The organism is Crossiella sp. NPDC003009, from assembly GCF_053591555.1.
In genome coordinates this window covers 14,882-32,483 of sequence record NZ_JBSFUA010000018.1, presented here as the reverse complement: position 1 = coordinate 32,483, position 17,602 = coordinate 14,882, and the positions used below count along the sequence as shown (strand labels likewise).

At 72.1% G+C, this 17,602-nt stretch carries 16 protein-coding genes; 3 read left to right on the top strand and 13 right to left on the bottom strand.

What is annotated here, in order from left to right:
- Positions 1–13: 13 nt before the first annotated feature.
- The 5 genes from ACWDY5_RS20280 to ACWDY5_RS20260 all read right to left on the bottom strand — a co-directional run bounded on the left by ACWDY5_RS20280 (position 14) and on the right by ACWDY5_RS20260 (position 4,696).
- Positions 14–637: a response regulator gene (locus tag ACWDY5_RS20280; protein WP_449723739.1), complete on the bottom strand. Its 624-nt coding sequence runs from the start codon at positions 635–637 to the stop codon at positions 14–16.
- Positions 634–1,926 carry a sensor histidine kinase gene (locus tag ACWDY5_RS20275; RefSeq protein WP_449723738.1) on the bottom strand — a complete coding sequence of 431 codons (1,293 nt, stop codon included), beginning with the start codon at positions 1,924–1,926 and terminating at the stop codon, positions 634–636. Before ACWDY5_RS20275 ends, ACWDY5_RS20280 begins: the two co-directional genes overlap by 4 nt.
- Positions 1,917–2,642 carry an ABC transporter permease gene (locus ACWDY5_RS20270; RefSeq protein WP_449723737.1) on the bottom strand — a complete coding sequence of 242 codons (726 nt, stop codon included), beginning with the start codon at positions 2,640–2,642 and terminating at the stop codon, positions 1,917–1,919. Before ACWDY5_RS20270 ends, ACWDY5_RS20275 begins: the two co-directional genes overlap by 10 nt.
- A 22-nt stretch (positions 2,643–2,664) precedes the next feature.
- Complete coding sequence (locus ACWDY5_RS20265; RefSeq protein WP_449723736.1) at positions 2,665–3,564, bottom strand: ABC transporter ATP-binding protein; 900 nt, start codon at positions 3,562–3,564, stop codon at positions 2,665–2,667.
- A gap of 121 nt (positions 3,565–3,685) precedes the next feature.
- Positions 3,686–4,696 carry an LCP family protein gene (locus ACWDY5_RS20260; protein ID WP_449723735.1) on the bottom strand — a complete coding sequence of 337 codons (1,011 nt, stop codon included), beginning with the start codon at positions 4,694–4,696 and terminating at the stop codon, positions 3,686–3,688.
- Between the two features lie 126 nt (positions 4,697–4,822).
- Between ACWDY5_RS20260 and ACWDY5_RS20255 the strand changes: the two genes are divergently transcribed.
- Positions 4,823–5,347: a hypothetical protein gene (locus ACWDY5_RS20255; protein ID WP_449723734.1), complete on the top strand. Its 525-nt coding sequence runs from the start codon at positions 4,823–4,825 to the stop codon at positions 5,345–5,347.
- 66 nt (positions 5,348–5,413) lie between these two features.
- Here the strand turns inward: ACWDY5_RS20255 and ACWDY5_RS20250 are convergent, their stop codons facing one another.
- Positions 5,414–5,827 (bottom strand): VOC family protein, encoded by a 414-nt coding sequence (locus tag ACWDY5_RS20250; protein WP_252486604.1) that lies wholly within the window; start codon positions 5,825–5,827, stop codon positions 5,414–5,416.
- Positions 5,828–5,872: 45 nt separating this feature from the next.
- Between ACWDY5_RS20250 and ACWDY5_RS20245 the strand changes: the two genes are divergently transcribed.
- Complete coding sequence (locus tag ACWDY5_RS20245; RefSeq protein ID WP_449723733.1) at positions 5,873–6,565, top strand: GntR family transcriptional regulator; 693 nt, start codon at positions 5,873–5,875, stop codon at positions 6,563–6,565.
- Positions 6,566–6,572: 7 nt separating this feature from the next.
- Here ACWDY5_RS20245 and ACWDY5_RS20240 read toward each other — a convergent pair whose 3' ends face one another.
- Both ACWDY5_RS20240 and ACWDY5_RS20235 read right to left on the bottom strand, forming a co-directional pair.
- Positions 6,573–8,087 (bottom strand): hypothetical protein, encoded by a 1,515-nt coding sequence (locus tag ACWDY5_RS20240; protein WP_449723732.1) that lies wholly within the window; start codon positions 8,085–8,087, stop codon positions 6,573–6,575.
- A 21-nt stretch (positions 8,088–8,108) separates the two neighbouring features.
- Positions 8,109–9,482: an LVIVD repeat-containing protein gene (locus tag ACWDY5_RS20235; RefSeq protein ID WP_449723731.1), complete on the bottom strand. Its 1,374-nt coding sequence runs from the start codon at positions 9,480–9,482 to the stop codon at positions 8,109–8,111.
- Positions 9,483–9,567: 85 nt separating this feature from the next.
- Here ACWDY5_RS20235 and ACWDY5_RS20230 point away from each other — a divergent pair, with 85 nt between their 5' ends.
- A complete protein-coding gene (locus ACWDY5_RS20230) occupies positions 9,568–11,049 on the top strand; it encodes a peptide ABC transporter substrate-binding protein (protein WP_449723730.1) in 1,482 nt (493 codons plus the stop codon).
- Here ACWDY5_RS20230 and ACWDY5_RS20225 read toward each other — a convergent pair.
- The 5 genes from ACWDY5_RS20225 to ACWDY5_RS20205 form a co-directional block, all read right to left on the bottom strand.
- Complete coding sequence (locus ACWDY5_RS20225) at positions 11,046–11,984, bottom strand: serine/threonine-protein kinase (protein WP_449723729.1); 939 nt, start codon at positions 11,982–11,984, stop codon at positions 11,046–11,048. The two genes, ACWDY5_RS20230 and ACWDY5_RS20225, sit on opposite strands and share 4 nt — an antisense overlap.
- Before the next feature lie 119 nt (positions 11,985–12,103).
- Positions 12,104–13,561 (bottom strand): sensor histidine kinase, encoded by a 1,458-nt coding sequence (locus ACWDY5_RS20220; RefSeq protein ID WP_449723728.1) that lies wholly within the window; start codon positions 13,559–13,561, stop codon positions 12,104–12,106.
- Complete coding sequence (locus tag ACWDY5_RS20215; RefSeq protein ID WP_449723727.1) at positions 13,558–14,283, bottom strand: response regulator transcription factor; 726 nt, start codon at positions 14,281–14,283, stop codon at positions 13,558–13,560. The genes ACWDY5_RS20220 and ACWDY5_RS20215 overlap by 4 nt, the downstream gene beginning before the upstream one ends.
- A gap of 58 nt (positions 14,284–14,341) precedes the next feature.
- On the bottom strand, positions 14,342–16,342 hold the full coding sequence (locus ACWDY5_RS20210) for an ArnT family glycosyltransferase (protein ID WP_449723726.1): 2,001 nt from the start codon (positions 16,340–16,342) through the stop codon (positions 14,342–14,344).
- Positions 16,339–17,583 (bottom strand): glycosyltransferase, encoded by a 1,245-nt coding sequence (locus ACWDY5_RS20205; protein WP_449723825.1) that lies wholly within the window; start codon positions 17,581–17,583, stop codon positions 16,339–16,341. Before ACWDY5_RS20205 ends, ACWDY5_RS20210 begins: the two co-directional genes overlap by 4 nt.
- Between the last annotated feature and the right edge of the window lie 19 nt (positions 17,584–17,602).

The following is a 17,602-nucleotide window of genomic DNA, read 5'->3' as shown; positions in this document are numbered from 1 at the left end:
TGCCGCGCGGGGTCTACAGCAGGCCCCGCCGGTACGCCTCGCCGACCGCGGCCGCGCGGTCCCGCACGTCCAGCTTCGCGTAGATGTGCAGCAGATGCGTCTTGATGCTCGCCTCGCTGATGAACAGCCTGCGCGCCGCCTCCCGGTTGGTGGCGCCCCCGGCGACCAGGGTGAGCACCTCCAGTTCCCGCTTGCTCAGCGCGCCCCGCGCGGGCTTGCGCACCTGCCCGATCAGCCGCCCGGCCACCGTCGGCGCGAGCACCGACTCGCCGCGGCTGGCCGCCCGCACCGCCTTGAGCAGCTCCTCCGGCGGGGCGTCCTTGAGCAGGTAGCCGGTGGCCCCGGCCTCGATCGCGGGCAGCACGTCGGAGTCGGTGTCGAAGGTGGTCAGCACCAGCACCCGGACCTGGGGGCTCTGCTCGCGCAGCCGCCGGATCGCCTGCACGCCGTCCAGCTCCGGCATCCGCAGGTCCATCAGCGCCACGTCCACCTCGACCTCGGCGGCCAGCCGCACCGCCTCCAGGCCGTTGGCCGCCTCGCCCACCACCTCGATGTCCGGCTCCGCGCCGAAGGCCGCGGACAGGCCGTTGCGCACGATCGGGTGGTCGTCCACGATCAGCAACCGGATCCGGCTCATGCCCCGCCTTCCCTGGCCTCGAACGGGATCACGGGCACCGCGGCCGCCACCGCCGTGCCCTGCCCCGGACCGCTCTCGATCTCCAGCACGCCACCCACCCCGCGCACCCGCTGCCGCATCACACCCAGCCCATATCCGTCCACTGTGGACTCGCATCCGGTGGACGGCGTGATGCCCACCCCGTCGTCGACGATGTCCAGCAGCACCAGATCGTCCTCATAGGACAGTGTCACGCCCACCCTGGACGCCTTGGCGTGCTTGGCGATGTTGGTCAGCGCCTCCTGCGCCACCCGGAACAGCACCACCTCCACCCCGGTGGCCAGCCGGTCCGGCGTGCCGGTGACCGCCAGTTCCGGCGTGATCCCGTTGGCCGCGCCCCACTTCGCGGTCAGCTCGGCCAGCGCCTCCGGCAGCGGTGACTCGGTCAGCGGCTCCGGCCGCAGCGCCCGCACCGAGCGCCGGGCCTCGGCCAGGCTGTCCGCGGCCAGCGCCCGCACCCGATCCAGGTGCGCCTTGCGCTCCGGCTCGCCGCCGACCCGGTCGGCCGCGTTGAGCTGAGTGATGATCCCGGTCAGCCCCTGGGCGATGGTGTCGTGGATCTCCCGCGCCATCCGCTGCCGCTCCAACCGCACCCCGGCCTCGCGGGCCTGGGTCAGCAACTGCGCGTGCAGGCCCGAGTTCTCCGCCATGGCCTCCCGCAGCGCCGCGTTGGCCGCGGTCAGCTCGGTCACCATGGCCCGCCGCCGCTCGCTCTCCCGCCCCACCACCCAGCCGCCGAAGGCCAGCGGCAGCAGCAGGCCCAGCAGCGCCGAGTAGGGCTGGATGTACTCGGTCAGCCACCGGGTCTGCGCGGCCAGGTTCACCACCGCGGTCACCCCAACCCCGATCATCGCACCCCGCGGCGGGAACAGCAGGAAGGCGAACGGGAACCCCACCGAGGCGAAGGCGGCGAACTGCGCGCTGATCGACATCAGCCCGCCGTTGATGGCCACCATCCCGGCGAAGTAGCCGATCGCCAGCCACCGCCGGGTGCCGGTCATCTCCGCCGCGGTGACCCAGAGCCGCCCACCGTCCCGGCGGCTGGCCACCAGACCCGGCAGCCAGGGCAGCCACAGCACCGCCAGCGCGAGCAGCACCAGCACCGCGGTCAGCTCGGGACCGCCGGCAGGCCACTCGCCGGTGACCCACACCAGGAACCCGGAGACCGCGAGCGTCCCGTACACCCAGGCCAGGTGCACCCACCTGCTCGGCGCGGCCCGGCCACGGTGCAGCTCCGGGATCACTCCCATCGGAACGTCCGCGCCGCGATCCCGCCGAAGACCACGATCAGCCCCGCCATCGCCAGCAGCGGCAGCGTCTCCGGCCACTGCCCGGCCCAGCTGGCCCGCAACGCCTGCATGGAGGCCCCGATCGGCAGGTAGGTGCCGATCTCCACCATGACCTTCGGCATCACCTCGGCCGGCATGAACACCCCGCCGAAGACCATGGACACGAAGAACACCCCGGCCCCGATGCCACTGGCCACCCGCCCGTTGGGCGCGACCGCGGCGATGCACAGCCCCACCGCGAACAGCGCTCCCGCGCCCAGCGTGAAGGCCATCACGAAGCCCAGCGGCTCCCTGGGCAGCGGGAAACCGAGCACGACCGAGCCGAGCAGCAGCACCCCGCCCAGCGTGACCAGCGCCATCACCACGCTCACCGCGAGCTGCGCGCCCAGCAGCTTGCTCGGGTGCACCGGAGTGGAGGCCATACGTCGGAGTATGCCTTTCTCCCGGTCGTTCGCCAGCGCGGCGGGCAGCACGGTCAGCGCCAGCTGCGCGAGGCCGATGGACAGCGCCATCGCCGGGAAGAAGGTCAGGATCGAGCTGGTGTTCTCCCGCGGCTTGCTGACCAGGCCGAACGTGGTGACCAGGGCCAGCGGCAGCAGCAGCACCAGCAACCAGGCGGCGGGCTCCCGGAACAGCAGCTTGAGCTCGACGAAGAACAACTTGCGCAACACACGCATGGTGAAGTCCCCTTGTGGAAGATCAGCGGTTGGTGGTGAGGGCGACGAAGGCGTCGTCGAGGCCGGTCTGGTCCAGCCGCAGGTCCTCCGCGACGATCCCGGCGCGGGCCAGGGTCGCGGTGACCGCCTGGAGCAGGTTCCCGGTGCCCCGCACTGTGGTCACCCGCGCGGAAACGTCCACAGTGGACACCTCAGGCAACGACTCCAGCAACCCCGGCGGCAGCGGGACCGAGGGCCGGAACCGGATCCGCACCTCCGCGCGCACGCTCGCCACCAGCCCGCTGGGCGTGTCCAGCGCGACCACCCGGCCCGCGTCGATCACCGCGATCCGGTCGCACAGCCGTTCCGCCTCGGCCATGAAGTGGGTCACCAGCAACACCGTCACGCCCCTGGCCCTGATCCGCTCCACCAGCTCCCAGGTGTCCCGGCGGGCCTGCGGGTCCAGGCCGGTGGTCAGCTCGTCCAGCACCGCGATCTCCGGGTTGCCGACCAGTGCCAGCGCGATCAGCAGCCGCTGCTGCTGCCCGCCGGAGAGCTTGCGGAAGGCGGTGTTCCGCTTGGCCCGCAGCCCCCACTCCTCGATCAGCTGATCGGGACTGGCCGGGTCGGGGTAGAAGGAGGCGTAGAGGTCCAGCGCCTCCCACACGGTGATCTTGTCCGGCAGTCTGCCCTGCTGGAGCTGCACCCCCAGGGCAGCCCGCAGCGCCAGGCCGCCGCGCGCCGGGTCCTCGCCCAGCACCCGGACCGTGCCGCCGTCCCGCGCCCGCAGTCCGGTGACGCACTCGACCGTGGTGGTCTTGCCCGCGCCGTTGGGGCCGACGATCCCGAAGATCTCGCCGCGGTCCACGGTGAAGGACACATCGGCCACCGCGGTGTGCTCGCGGTACCGCTTGTGCAGGTTGGCCACCTCGATGACCGGCATCGCCGCCCGCCTTTCGCTCGTTCCGTTGTCGGAACACAGCTTCCGGCGGGCGGCGGGGTTTCCGGATCGCCCAGGTGGCCGTCGATGCGGTGGATGACCGGCATCAGCCGATCGGTTGATGTCAGCCCGTGGTGATCAGGTCCTGGGGGAGCTGGGTGTCGTTCTTCAGCGCCTCGAAGAACCGCTTCGACCTGGCCGGATCCCACTGCACCACCGAGCCGACGCCGGAGACACTGCGGCTGGCGCCCAGCGGCACCGTGGTGGTCACCAGGCCGCCGTCGGCCGCCCCGCGCATCGCCCAGGCCAGGCCGGCCAGGTTGTGCAGGTGGTCGCCCTCGTTGACGGTGAGCGTCTCCACCGTGTTGTTGGCCAACGGGATCGACCGGAACGGGTTGATGATGGTGCCGAAGCTGGTCGCCTTGTCCACCAGCGCGGAGAGGAACTGCCGCTGCCGCGCGATGCGGTCCAGGTCGGCGCGCGGGGTGGCCCTGGTGCGCACGTAGCCCAGCGCCTGCGCGCCGTCGAGCTCCTGGCAGCCCGCCTGGATGTCCAGTCCGGCCTTGGGGTCCTTCATCGCCTTGTCGATGCACATGTCCACCCCGCCGACCGCGTCGACGATGTGCACGAACCCGCCGAAGCCGATCTCGGCGTAGTGGTCGATGTGGATGCCGGTGCTGGTCTCCACCGTGCGCACCAGCAGCTCCGGCCCGCCGAGGGCGAAGGCCGCGTTGAGCTTCTGCTTCTTCTTGCCGGGGATGTCCACAAAGGAGTCACGCGGCAGCGAGACCAAAGTGGACGGTCCGGAGCCGTCGGGGATGTGCAGCAGCATCATCGTGTCGGTCCGCTTGCCCGCCGCGCCGCCGGTGGCCAGCTCCTCGCGGTCCTCCTCGCTGAGGCCCTCCCTGCTGTCCGAGCCGACCACCAGCCAGTTGGTGCCCGGTGTGTCCGCGGGCCGACCGGGGTAGTCCTTGAGCGCGTTGATCCGGTTCAGCTTGGAGTCGAGGTAGAACCAGAACACCACGAACCCGATGAGCAGGACCAGCAGCACGATGAGCGTGATTCGGCCCCAGCGCCGTTTGCGACGCGGTTTCGCCTGCACCGGCGGAGCCTCCCGGTAATAGTGACCAGACACGACGTCACCTTACGCAGTTCGCTCCGTTCGTGACCCGGTGGTGCCGGTGTTTCACCGAGCGTGCCTGCCGGGTACCCGGCAGGCAGACCAACACGTGCTGGTCCAGACGTCGAGGAAGTGAGTCGGGTGGACGAGAACCTCAACGGGTATGTGGCGTTCCTGGTGCTCGGAGTGATCCTGGTGCTCATCGACGGCCAGCTGATCCTGCGCAGCGGCAAGGCCTACCTGCAACAGGGCTACCGGGACCAGGCCGCGGCCGCGTCCATGGCCCGGCTGATCGCGGTGCTGTTCCACTTGGTGGTGCTCGGCCTGTTCATGATCATCTCGACCATGAACGTGGACGCCGGCGGCGCCGTGCAGACCGTGGTCACCAAGCTCGGCATCGTGTTGCTGCTGCTGGGCGTCATGCACGCGGTGACCATGGCGATCCTGAACCGGATCAGGGCCCGCCAACGCGAGCAGCTGATGGCCGATGAGATGAACGAGCGGATCGAGGAGCGGCACGCCCAGCAGATCCAGCAGGACTCGAACCAGACCTACCCGCCGGTGCCTGCGCAGGGCCAGACCACGGTCACCCCTGGCACCAGCCCGTCACCGGGGCCGGTGGTCAGCCCGGCCATCGAAGACCAGCCAGGCGTGGCGCGCCGCTGACCGTCGTGCCGTCGGCCCAGCGCGCCGCGTCCCGTTCGCGGCCTGACCACACCACCCCTCCAACGGTCAGGCCGCGAACACCTGGTCATCGTGGGCGAAGGCCTTGAACTCCAGCGCGTTGCCCGCCGGGTCGCGCAGGAACATGGTCCACTGCTCGCCCTTCTCCCCGGCGAAGCGCAGGTAGGGCTCGATCACGAACTCGGTGCCCGCCGCGCGCAGCCGCTCGGCCAGCTCGTCGAACTGCACCGTGCCCAGCAGCAGCCCGAAGTGCGGCACCGGCACGTCGTGCCCGTCCACCGGGTTGTGCGCGTCCGGGTTGCGCGGCGCCAGGTGGGTGACCAGCTGGTGGCCGTAGAAGTTCCAGTCCACCCAGGTGTCCGAGGACCGCCCCTGCGGACAGCCCAGGGTCTCGCCGTAGAACCGCCGTGCCGCGGCCAGGTCGTCGACCGGGATCGCCAGGTGGAAACGGGGCACCGACATGCGCACTCCTCAGACAGGCCACTCGGGAACGTCTTGATGTTAACATTGAGACAATCGACGGCCCGGCTGCTGGAGGACAACGTGACCGAGACCACGCCGCTGCGCCCAGCCGACCGCCGCGGCCTGGCCGACGAGGTGGCCGACCGCATCCGCGCCGCGATCTTCGACGGCGCCTTCCCACCGGGCGCGCCGCTGCGCGAGGTCGAACTGGCGGCCCGCCTGGAGGTCAGCCGGGGCCCGATCCGGGAGGCGCTGGCCAAGCTGGAGCGCGAGGGCCTGGTCCGCACCCAGTGGCACCGCGGCGCCACCGTCACCACGCTCTCCGCCGAGGACGCCGAGGAGCTCTACACCCTGCGCTCGGCCCTGGAACGCCTCGCGGTGGCCCGCTTCCACACCCACGCCACCCCGGCCGACCTGGCCGCGCTGGAGGAGGTGGTGGACCGCATGCACGCCGCCGCCACCGACCACGACATGCTGCGCCTGGACCTGGAGTTCCACGACGCGGTCTACGCCGCCACCCGGCACGAGCGGCTGCGCCAGGCCTGGTCGGCCATCCGCGCGCAGATCATCCTGTTCCTGCTCAGCCGCATCGGTGCCACCACCGACTACCGCGCCCAGGTCCCGGCCGAGCACCGCGCCCTGGTCGCCGCCCTGCGCGCGGACGACCCGGCGCACAGCACCGAGCTGTTCCTGGCGCACCTCCGCCTCGCCTACGACCGCCTGGCCGCCACCTTCTGACCGCGCCCTAGGCGCGCATCACGATCACGTCGCCGTGCCCGCCGTAGCCGAGCACCGGCTCGGCGTACTGCGTCCCGTCGAAGGTGACCATCAGCCAGTTCCTGCCCACCGGCACGATCTGCGGGTGCGGGATGTTGGTCTTGTACGGCGCGTCCAGCGTGCCCAGGAAGTTCACGTCCAGGTCGTACACCCGGTACTGCCGCCCGATCCCGTCGCTGGCCAGCAGGTACCACTGCCCGCCGACCCGCTGCAGGATGGTGCCCTCGCACTCCTTCACCCCGGCGTCCCGGCCGCGCAGGGTGAGCCGCTCGTGGTAGTCCGCGCCGCGCGGGGCCACCGCCAGCGCCGGGTGGAAGTTGAACGGGGTCTGGCTCGGGCTCTCCACGAAGCCGACGTGCCAGCGCCCGTCGATCTTGGTGATGGACGGGTCCCAGGAGCTGACGTCGGTGGGCAGGGTGAGCCGCTTGGCCGGCAGCACGTGCACGCCGGCGAGCACGTTGGCCTTGGTGCGCAGGTGCCGGACGTGCACGCCCTTGAACGCGAAGTCGCCCCAGCTGCTCATCGCCACGATGTACTCGTCGCCGTCGAGCACGATCTGCCCCGCGTGGTCGCCCACGATGACGCCGTCCTCGCGGCTGAAGTACAGCTGCGCGACCTGGGTCATCCGGCTGGGGTCCTTGAGGTCCAGGGTCCACACGCCCCAGTGCGCCTGTTGGAAGAAGCCGAGCCCGGCGCAGGTCGCGGTGAGGTAGAGCTTCCCGTCGCGCACCAGCGGCTTGCCGTCGGCGGTCTGCACCGCGTGCAGGTCTCGCAGCCCGGCCTGCCCGAAGTACCCGGCCTGCACCCGCCCGAGCACCACCGCGCCGTCCCCGCCCGCGCCGTAGGCGTAGGAGAAGGTGCCCAGCGTGGCCGGGCGGCGCAGGTCGATCTTGGCGGACACCCCGTCGCGCTCGCTCACCAGCGGCGCCCAGCCGGTGCCCGTGCCGGTGCTGTCGTGCAGCACGGTGACCGCGTTCTCGTTGACCACGAAGGCGAACCGGAACGGCGCCCGCAGCCGCGCGGCCACCGACTTCACCACCGTGGTGGTCCCGTTCACGGTGACCTCGACGCTGGCCGTGCCCTTGGCGGCGTCGTAGCGGGCCAGCACCCGGTTGGCCGAGTTGGCCGCCAGCCCGGCCACCACCGACGCCTGCGGGGCCAGCTCGCTGACCTCCACCAGCACCGAGGCGAACGGCGCGCGCGGGCTGACCCCGGTGCGCACCAGGAAGTCCCCGCTGGCCCTGGGCAGCGGCGGGGCCGCGCTGTCGTACTGCTCGAACCCGGGCGCCAGCAGCGCGAACGGCCGGAACTGCGCGGCGATCCGGAACCGCAGGTCCATCGGCGTGGTCGCGGCCGGAGCGGCCTGGGCTGCGGTTGCCTGGGCTGGGGTGCCTGCGCCCACCACGGCGGCGGCGCCCAGCGCGCCGAGCCCGGTGAGCAGGTGACGGCGGTCGATACCGCGCGGCTGGCCGGGAATCGTCATTGTTTCCCCCAGGTCGAGTGCCTACTTCGTCAGCTTGAGGATGTCGATGCCGCGCTTGTTGTCCGCCACGTACACCAGTCCCCGGTGCCAGGCAGGTTCCCACGAAGCGGCGTCCGCCGGACGGAAGTAGCCGACCTGTGTCGGGTTGGTGGGGTCGCTGACGTCGAGGAACCGGGTGCCCTGGGCGTAGAAGGACTGCACCAGGATGTTGCCGCGGATGTCGAAGTAGTGCGCCGAGCAGTCCCCGCTGTCCGGGTTGCTGCCCTCCTGCCCGGCCACGCTCCAGGTGCCCACGGTGTTCAGCCGGAACGGGTCCTCCGTGGTGGAGCGCCAGCCCTGGCCGCCGTAGGAGCCCTTGAGCGAGGCGATCACCAGCACGCCGTCGGCCGCGCAGCCGGGGTTGAACGCCTCCTCGGTGGTGAACAGCAGGTCCCCGCCGCCCCAGTGCCAGGGGTTCGCACCGTCGCCGGCGCGCCGGCCGACCTGGCGGTAGCTGTTGTGCATGAACTTCGAGGCCGCGGCCAGCTCGTCGATGCCGCCACCGGCGTAGGGCACCGGGTTCCACGGCGTGGCCTTGCGGAACTTGTTGACCACCGCATCCCAGTGCCAGCCGCTGGTCCGGTAGCCGCGCACGCCGCCGCGGCCGGAGGCCCAGGCGATGCCGGTGGCGTCGACCTGCACGTCGTGCACGTAGTCGGTCTTGCCGTCGTTGCGGCCGGTGTCGATGGGCTGGGGGAAGACCTTGGGGTTGCGCGGATCGCGGATGTCGGTGACCCACACCGGCCGCCCGCCCCAGTCGGCCGGCATGTCCGCGGCCTTGGCCGGGCCGCCGGTCCACAGGTAGCGGCAGTCCTCGATGCAGCTGGTGGTGTGCCCGGCGGGCAGCTCGACGAAGCTGAGCACGGTCAGCTTGGCCGGGTCCTTGGCGTCGACGATGTAGACCCCGGACTTGCCGGTCTGCACGTTGCCGCCGAAGGCCCTGGGGTCCCTGGCCAGGAAGACCAGCTTCCGCTTGGGGTCGACCTCGGTGTCCTCGGTCTCCCACAGGCCGGGCATGGCCAGCTCGCCGATCTGCACCGGGTTGGCCGGGTCCTTGCTGATGTCGTAGGACTTCAGGCCGAACTGCCCGGAGACCAGCAGCACGTCCTTGCGGCCGTACTGCAGGAAGTCCAGCGCGATCGCGCCCTGGGCGCCCGGCACCGAGCCGACCAGCTCGACGTTCTTGACCGCGCCGGAGTCCTTGCCGCCCTTGCCGTGCCCGTGTCCGGCGGCGGCCGAGGGCGCCTGGAACTCCGGCTGCTCCTCATCGCACGCCCACGCCGGTAGCGCGCTGGCCGCCAGCGCCAGTGCGCTGATCATCGCGACGATCCCGGCCCGCTTCTTCCCCAGTGCCATGACGCCCTCCCGATCGTTCGGCCAGGAACAACCTAGGCTGGGTTCCCGTGGGGGACAAGGCATCGTCCCCGGAGGAGGAGCCCGGATGCGCCGCCGCGACACCCTGCTGACGGCCCTGGCGGTCAGCGCGCTGACCGCCTGCACCACCGCCGAGACCCCAGCGCCACCCCAGCCGGGCACGTTCACCATCGCGGTGACCGAACCGGCCACCCTGCTGCCCGGCCAGGCCGTGGACCAGCCGGGAAAGCTGCTGACCGGCGCGCTGTGGACACCGCTGCTGGCCGCGGACAACCCGGGCGCGGCCCCGGTGCCGGCCGCCGCGGAACGGGTGGAATCTCCCGACCAACGGCGGTGGACGATCCGGCTGCGACCGGGCTGGCGCTTCCATGACAAGACCCCGGTGACCGCGAAGTCCTACGCCCAGACCTGGGCGGCGGCCCGGCAGGAGAGGTGGGCCGCGGGCGCGCTGCTGGACGAGCTGGGCGTGCGGGAGGTGGGCGTGCCGGACGAGCTCACCCTGGAGGTCACCCTGGCCAAGCCGCTGCGGCACTTCCCGGTCGCGCTGACCAGCACCCTGCTCGCCCCGCTGACCGAAGCGGCGCTGACCCGCAAGGACTGGACCACCCTGGTCGGCAACGGCCCGTTCCGCGCCGAACGCCCCTGGTCGGGCGGTACCCGCCTGGTCGCCAACCCGGACTACGCGGGCGCCACCAAGGCCAAGTCCCAGGCCATCACCGTGCTCATCGCCGACGCCGCGGCCCAGTACGCCCAGCTCACCGCGGGCAAGATCGACCTGGCCACCGAGATCCCGGCCGCCGAGCACGGCCAGCTCACCGGCCAGTTCGCCAGCCGCAGCGCCACCTGGCCGCAGCCGGAGGCCACCTACCTGGCCTTCCCGGCCCGCCCGGAGTTCGCCGACCAGGCCCGCCGCCACGCCGTGTCCATGGGCATCGACCGCGAGGCCCTGGCCACCGGCCCGCTGGCGCACCGGGTCACCCCGGCCACCGCGCTGCTGCCGCAGGCCCTGGGCGCGGACCGCAAGGACTCCGCCTGCCGCCCCTGCAACCACGACGTGCAAGCCGCCGCCCTGCTCTCCCGCCAGAGCGAACTGCCCAAGAACCTCACGATCTACTTCAACCAGGAAACCGACCAGCGCACCTGGGCCGAACCCCTCGCCGCCCAGCTCCGCCTGTCCCTCAACGCGCCGGAGATCAAGGTCAAGGGCCTGCCCGGCGCCGAGTACGCCGAGTCCATGCGGAACCACCGCTTCGACGGCCCCTACCTGCTCACCGCCCGCGCCACCTACCCCCACCCCACCGCCCTGCTGACCACCCTGGCCGCGGAAGTCGGCTTCACCAACGCGACCTACACCGAGCTGATCACCACCGCGGCCACCTCGGATGCCGCTGACCGCGACCTCCGCCTGGCCGAGAACATCGCCCTCCGCGAGCTCCCGCTGGCCCCGCTGTGGTCCCCGCACGGGCACCTCTACTGGTCCACCCGCCTGGCCGAGGTCACCCCCGACCCGGCCACCGGCCTGCGCCTGTCCGCGATCCGCGCGGGCTAGGGGCTCAGGGTGAGGTAGACGAGAAGGGCGACGCTGATCGCGAGCATGGCCATCCCGGCGAAGAGCAGGCTGGTGCGGCGCGGCGGCGGGCCGGTGGGCGGGACCGGCGGCGGGGGACTGCCCGCCCGGCCGGTCATGATCCGCTCGAACTGTTCGCGCAGCTGGTCCGGTCCCGGCCGGTCCACCGGGTTGCGCCGCAACAGCGCCGAGACCACCGGCGCCAGCGCGCCCGCCCTGGACAGCGGCGGCGACTCCGCGGTGATCGTCGCGGTCAGGGTGGCCGCCGCGGTCTCCCGCGCATACGGCGAGCGCCCCTCCACCGCGGTGTACAGGGTCGCGCCCAGCGACCAGAAGTCCGAGGCGGGCCGGGGCAGTTGCCCCTTCAACCGCTCCGGCGCCAGATATCCCGGCGAACCGTGCAGCGCGCCGGTGGTGGCCGCGGTCTCCGCCTCGGTCAGCCGGGCCACGCCGAAATCGGTCAGGAAGATCTGGCCGTCATCGGCGAGGAGGATGTTCGCCGGTTTCACGTCCCGGTGCAGAATTCCCCGGTGGTGCGCGTTGTCCAGCGCCTCCACCACGGCCAGCCCGATCCGCGCCACCACCATCGGCGGCAACGGCCCGTCCTCGTCCACCACCTGTTGCAGCGACCGGCTGGGAATCTGCTCCATGACGATCCACGGCCGCCCATCCGCACTCACCAGATCGTGCACCCTGACCACGTTCGGGTGATCGATTCGGGCGGCGCTGGTGGCCTCCCGCCGGATGCGCTCGTGCTGCGCGGCAGCGGTGGCGGGCGACCAGTCAGGCGGAGTGCGCAGTTCCTTCACCGCGACCTCGCGCTCCAGCACGGTGTCGAACCCGTGCCAGACCACGCTCATTCCGCCCCGGCCCAGCTCACCGTCAAGGCGATAGCGGTCGGCGAGCAGGTAGTTCACGCGGGGGCTCGCTTTCGTCAAGCTGCGAACAGCGGCCCAAGTGTAGTCGTCATTCCGCACAATACAGAAATCAAATACTCGCGGTAATTACCTCACCCAATGGCATTTCCTGGATCGGGTTAAACGAGCGGCAAAAGCACACGGAAACGCGAACCCTGGCCGGTGTGCAGCTCCACCCGCCCGCCATGTGCGTGCACGATCGCCGCCGTGATCGCCAGCCCCAGCCCCGAGCCGCCCTTGGCCCGGCTGCGCCCCGGATCGGCCCGGTAGAACCGGTCGAACACGTGCGCCGCGTGCTCCGGCGGGATGCCCGGCCCGTCATCGGCGACCTCCAGCACCGCCACCTCGCCCCCGGTCGGCGGCGCGGTCCCGGCCGCCGCCGCGGGCGCCGCGCGCTGTGCCGACGCGGGCTCGCGGGTCAGCGTGATCCGCACCTGGGTGCCCGCCGGGGTGTGCCGCAGCGCGTTGGTCACCAGGTTCGCCAGCACCTGCCGCAGCCGGTACTCATCGCCCAGCACCCGCACCGGCCCGTCCTTGGCCACCAGGGTGATCTTGCGCCCGTCATCCAGCGCCCTGGCGTCGTGCGCGGCGTCCCCGGCCAGCACCAGCAGGTCCACCTCGGCGAAGTCGAACAGCCGCTGCTGGTCCAACTGGGCGAGCAGCAGCAGGTCGTCCACCAGCAGGCCCATCCGGCTGGCCTCGGCCTCGATCCGGCTCATGATCCGGTCCACGTCCGCCCGCTCCGGCGCGCCGCCCTTGCGGTACAGCTCGGCGAAGCCGCGGATCGAGGTCAGCGGGGTGCGCAGCTCGTGCGAGGCGTCCCCGACGAACAGCCGCAGCCTGCCCTCGGACTGCTCGCGGGCGCGCAGCGCGTCGCCGAGCCGCCCGAGCATCACGTTCAGCGCCGCGCCGAGCCGCCCGGTCTCGGTGCGCGGATCCTCATCCGGCACCCGCCGGTCGAGCTCCCCGCCCGCGATGGCCTGCGCGGTGTGCTCGATCCGGGTCAGCGGCCGCAGCCCGATCCGCACCACCGCGGTGGCCGCCGCGCCCAGCAGTCCCAGCACCAGCACGCCGACCACCAGCTCGATCAGCAGCAGCTGGTTGAGCGTGGCGTCCAGCCCGGCCAGCGAATGCGCGGTGACCACGGTGTCGCCGTTGGGGGCCACCGCCGCGCGCACCCGCCAGTCGCTGCCGCCGGAGCGGTCCGGCACCTCGAACGGCCGCTCGTTGTGCGCCAGCGCGGCGGCGCGGTCCAGGCCGGAGAGGTCGGGGCCGCTGGTGTCGCCGGGCAGGTTGCCCAGGCTGTCCCACAGGTCGCCGCCCGCGCTGAAGAACAGCACCCTGACGTCGGTGGGCAGCTGCCGGTCCGGGCGGTGGTCCTCCGGCGGGCGCATCCGCGGCGGCGGGCGGTCGTTGGCGAAGGGCCGGGCCAGGCCGCGCAGCTGTTCGTCCACTTTGGACATCAGGGACTGGGCGAGCAGCAGGTGGCTGGTCACCGCGACCACCGCCAGCCCCAAGCCGGACAACAGCAGCAGGGTCAGCAGCAGCCGGGCGTGCAGGGTGAGCGCCCGCCTCACCTGGCGCCGGTCCTGGGCAGCCGCAGGGTGTAGCCGACGCCGCGGATGGTGTGGATCAGCGGCGGATCGCGGAAGTCCAGCTTGCGCCGCAGGTAGCTGATGTAGGACTCGACGATCCGCCCGTCGCCGTCGAAGTCGTAGCTCCACACCCGGTCCAGGATCTGCGCCTTGCTGACCACCTTCTCCGCGTTGGTGATCAGGTAACGGAGCAGGTTGAACTCGGTGGGGGACAAGGTGATCAGCGTGCCGTCGCGGCGCACCTCGTGCGCGTCCTCGTCCAGCACCACATCGGCGTAGCGCAGTTTCCCGTTCGCCCCAGCCGGTTCGGCCACCGCCCTGGTGCGGCGCAGGATCGCCCGCAGCCGCAACACGACCTCCTCCAGGCTGAACGGCTTGGTCACGTAGTCGTCGCCACCGGCGGTGAGCCCGGCGATCCGGTCGGCCACCCCGTCCCGCGCGGTGAGGAAGAGCACCGGCAGGTGTTCGCGCACCGCGCGCAGCCGCCGGGCCAGGGTGAACCCGTCCTGGTCCGGCAGCATCACGTCCAGCACCACGATGTCCGGCGCGACCTCCCGCGCGATGGCCAGCGCCCGGCCGCCGGTGTCCGCGGCGTGCACCTCGAACCCGCTCAGGCGCAACGCGGCCGAGAGCAGCTCCAGGATGTTGGGCTCGTCGTCCACGACGAGCACCCTGGCCGGGCGGGAAGGCTCAGCGGTGTCCACACCACCAGTCTTCCCGCCCAACCTGGGAGTTTCCTGGGAGCCGGCTGGATGGCCCCGATCAGGTGAGACAGGAGTACAGCTTCTGCTCACCGGACCCGCCGTAGGCGCTCGGCTCGACCAGCGCGCAATGCTGCTCGATCCAGCTGTTCCGCCCGGTCTCGCCACCGCGCACCCGCATGCCGGAAGCGCCGTCGGTGAGCACGAAGGCCAGCCTGCCCTCGGCCTGCCACCGGCTCAGCTGGTCGAGGCTCGGGGCCGGATCCCCGCCGCTGAACCCGCCCATGCCGACCACGGTCACGTCGCTGTTGATCAGGAACGGGGAGGCCCCCATCGACCCGCCCTCCGTCGCCAGCACGATCTCCGCGCCCCGGGAGTTCGCGGTGGCATAGGCGAGGATCTTCTTCTGCTCCGCCGACAACGCGGTCCCGTTCCCACCGAACCGCTGGCCACCGATCACCAGCCGAGGACCGCCGGCGCCACCCTGCGCGCCATCCGGTCGCTGCCCACCCTGCCCGCCGGATGCCTGCCCGCCAGCGCCCGGCCCCGAAGCCCCTGGCGGCAACGTTCCCCGCCCGCCTCGCCCGGCACTCTCCGGCCCGGCCGTCGGATTTGTCCCGTCCATCGCCCCGGCGGTCCCGGCGAACGCCTTCTCCGCCGACCACACCGCGGGTGTCAGCAACAACCCGGCCACCGCCGCGAAAGCTCCGACTCGCCGCGCCACCACGATCCTGGGCAACCGCCCCAGCACCAGCGCCAGCACCGCGATCCCGGCCACCGCCACCGTCGCCCACCGGGTCCACCCCTGCCAGCTGATGTCCCGCGACACCAAGGCGAACGCCCACGCCGCCGTCCCGGCCACCGCCACCGGCGTCAGCACCCACCAGAACCCTGGCTGCCGGTACCGCCGCCACAGCTCCCGCGCCCCGGCCGCCGACACCGCGGCCACCGCGGGGGCCAGCATCGTGGTGTAGTAAGGGTGGAAGGTCCCCGCCGCGAAGCTGAACACCGCGCCGGTGACCAGCAGCCAGCCACCCCACAGCACCCAGCCGGCCCGCACCTGCCCGGACACCCCGCGCCGGAACACCGTAGCCGCGGCCAGCACCAGCGCCACCGCGCACAGCGGCAGCAGCCAGCTGATCTGCCCGCCGTTCTGCTCGTTGAACATCCGCAGCGGCCCGGCCGTGCCACCGAACCCGCCGCCGCCCATCATGACCGCCCCGCTGGGCGCCTCCGCCCCCGGCGGCGGCATGCCCCCGCCACCGCCGCGTCCGAAGATCCGCCCCAAACCGTTGTACCCCAGCACCAGATCCAGCGCGGACCCGTCCGCAGACCCGCCGATGTACGGCTTCTCGCCCGGCCACAGGTCCACCACCGCGACCCACCAGAACGAGGACGCCACCACCATTCCCGCCGCCGCGAGCAGGTCCAGCAGCCGCCGCCGCACCGTGCCGACCCCAGCCACCAGGTAGGCCGCCACGAACACCGGCAGCACGATCCACGCCTGCAACATCTTGGTCAGGAACCCGCACCCGATCAGGAACGCGGCCAGCAACAGCCACCGCGTCCGCCGCCCCGGCGCGACCTCCGTCTCCACCGCTCTGGTGAAGGCGTAGGCCGCGGCGACCAGCAGCAGCACCAGCAAGGTGTCCGGGTTGTTGTCCCGGTTGATCGCCACCGTGATCGGCGTCAGCGCGAACACCAGCGCGGCCAGCAGCGCCACCCGCTCCCCGGCCCAGCGGCGCACCGTGCGGTGCGACACGAACACCGCCGCGACCCCGGCCAGCACCTGCGGCAGCAGCACCGCCCAGCCGGTGTAGCCGAAGATCCACACCGACAGCACCTGCGGCCACAGGCCCATCGGCGGCTTGTCCACCGTGACCACGCCGACCGGGTCGAAGCTGGCGAACAGGAAGTGGGTGAAGCTCTGCGACATCGACTTCACCGCGGCCGAGTAGTAGGCGTTGCCCCAGCCCTGCGGGCTCAGCGCCCAGCCGTAGAGCACCGCGGCCAGCCCGCAGATCGCGAGCAGTGCCCAGTGCCGCCAACGGATCCGGCTCATGCGGAGTTGTCCTTTCGGTTCTTGAAGACCCAGCCGCGCAGCACCACGAACCGGGCCGCGGTGCCCAGCACCGAGGAACCCAGCAGCACCGCGACCTCCAGCCAGCGCGAGGGTTCCGGCTCGGCGGCGTGCAGCGCGAGCAGCGCGCCCGAGGTGAGCGCGTAGTACAGCGCGAAGACCAGCAGCCCTTGCAGGTGCACCTTGCGCTTGGAGCCCGTCCAGCCGAGGAAGGTGAACCGCCGGTTGGCCTCGGTGTTCAGGATCGTGGTCAGGGTGAGCGCGAACAGGTTGGCCGCCAACGGATCCAGCCAGCCGCGGAACAGCGCGTACAGCGCCGCGGTGGCCACTGTGGACAGTGCGCCGATCAGCCCGAAGGACACCAGCTGCCACAGCAGTCCGCCGTCCCTTCGGCCCAGCACCGCGTCCGGGTGGGTCGGCGCCGGATCGGGCCGCTGCGGCAGGTCGTCCACGGTGGCCGTCCCCCTCGCCTTGGCCCGCGCCACCCGCAGCAGCCCGCGCACGTCCTCCCAGGCGGTCCTGGCGATCCGCACCCGGCTGTCGGTGTCCTCCACCCAGTCCACCGGCACCTCGTGCACCCGCAGCCCGTTGTGCTCGGCCAGCAGCAGCAGCTCGGTGTCGAAGAACCAGGAGTTGTCCGCCACCCGCTCCAGCAGCGGCCGGATGACCTCGGCCCGCGCGGCCTTGAACCCGCACTGCGCGTCGGAGAACCGCGCGCCGTGCGCGAGCCGGACCAGCGCGTTGTAGCCGCGTGAGATCAGCTCCCGCCGCGGCCCGCGCACCGTCCGCGAGCCCGCCGCCAGCCGCGATCCGATGGCCAGATCGGAGTGCCCGTTGACCAATGGCGCGACCAGCGGCAGCAGCGCGTCCAGGCCGGTGGACAGGTCGACGTCCATGTACACCACCACATCGGCGTCGCTGAAGCCCCACGCGGTGCGCAGCGCCAGCCCGCGCCCCTTCTCCTCCAGCCGCAGCACCCGCACCCTCGGCGCGGCCTCGGCGATCCGCCTGGCCACGGTGAGCGTGCCGTCGGTGCTGGCGTTGTCGGCCACCGTGATCGTCCAGTCGAACGGGAAGTGCGCGTTGAGGTAGGCGTGCAGCACGCGTAGGCAGCCGGGCAACGCCTTCTCCTCGTTGAACACCGGCACCACGATGTCCACGGTCGCCGTCCGCGCCCGCTCGCCTGGACGTTCAACCCGGGGCGTCACCACCGCACCGCCCATGTCGATCACCAACCCTCCA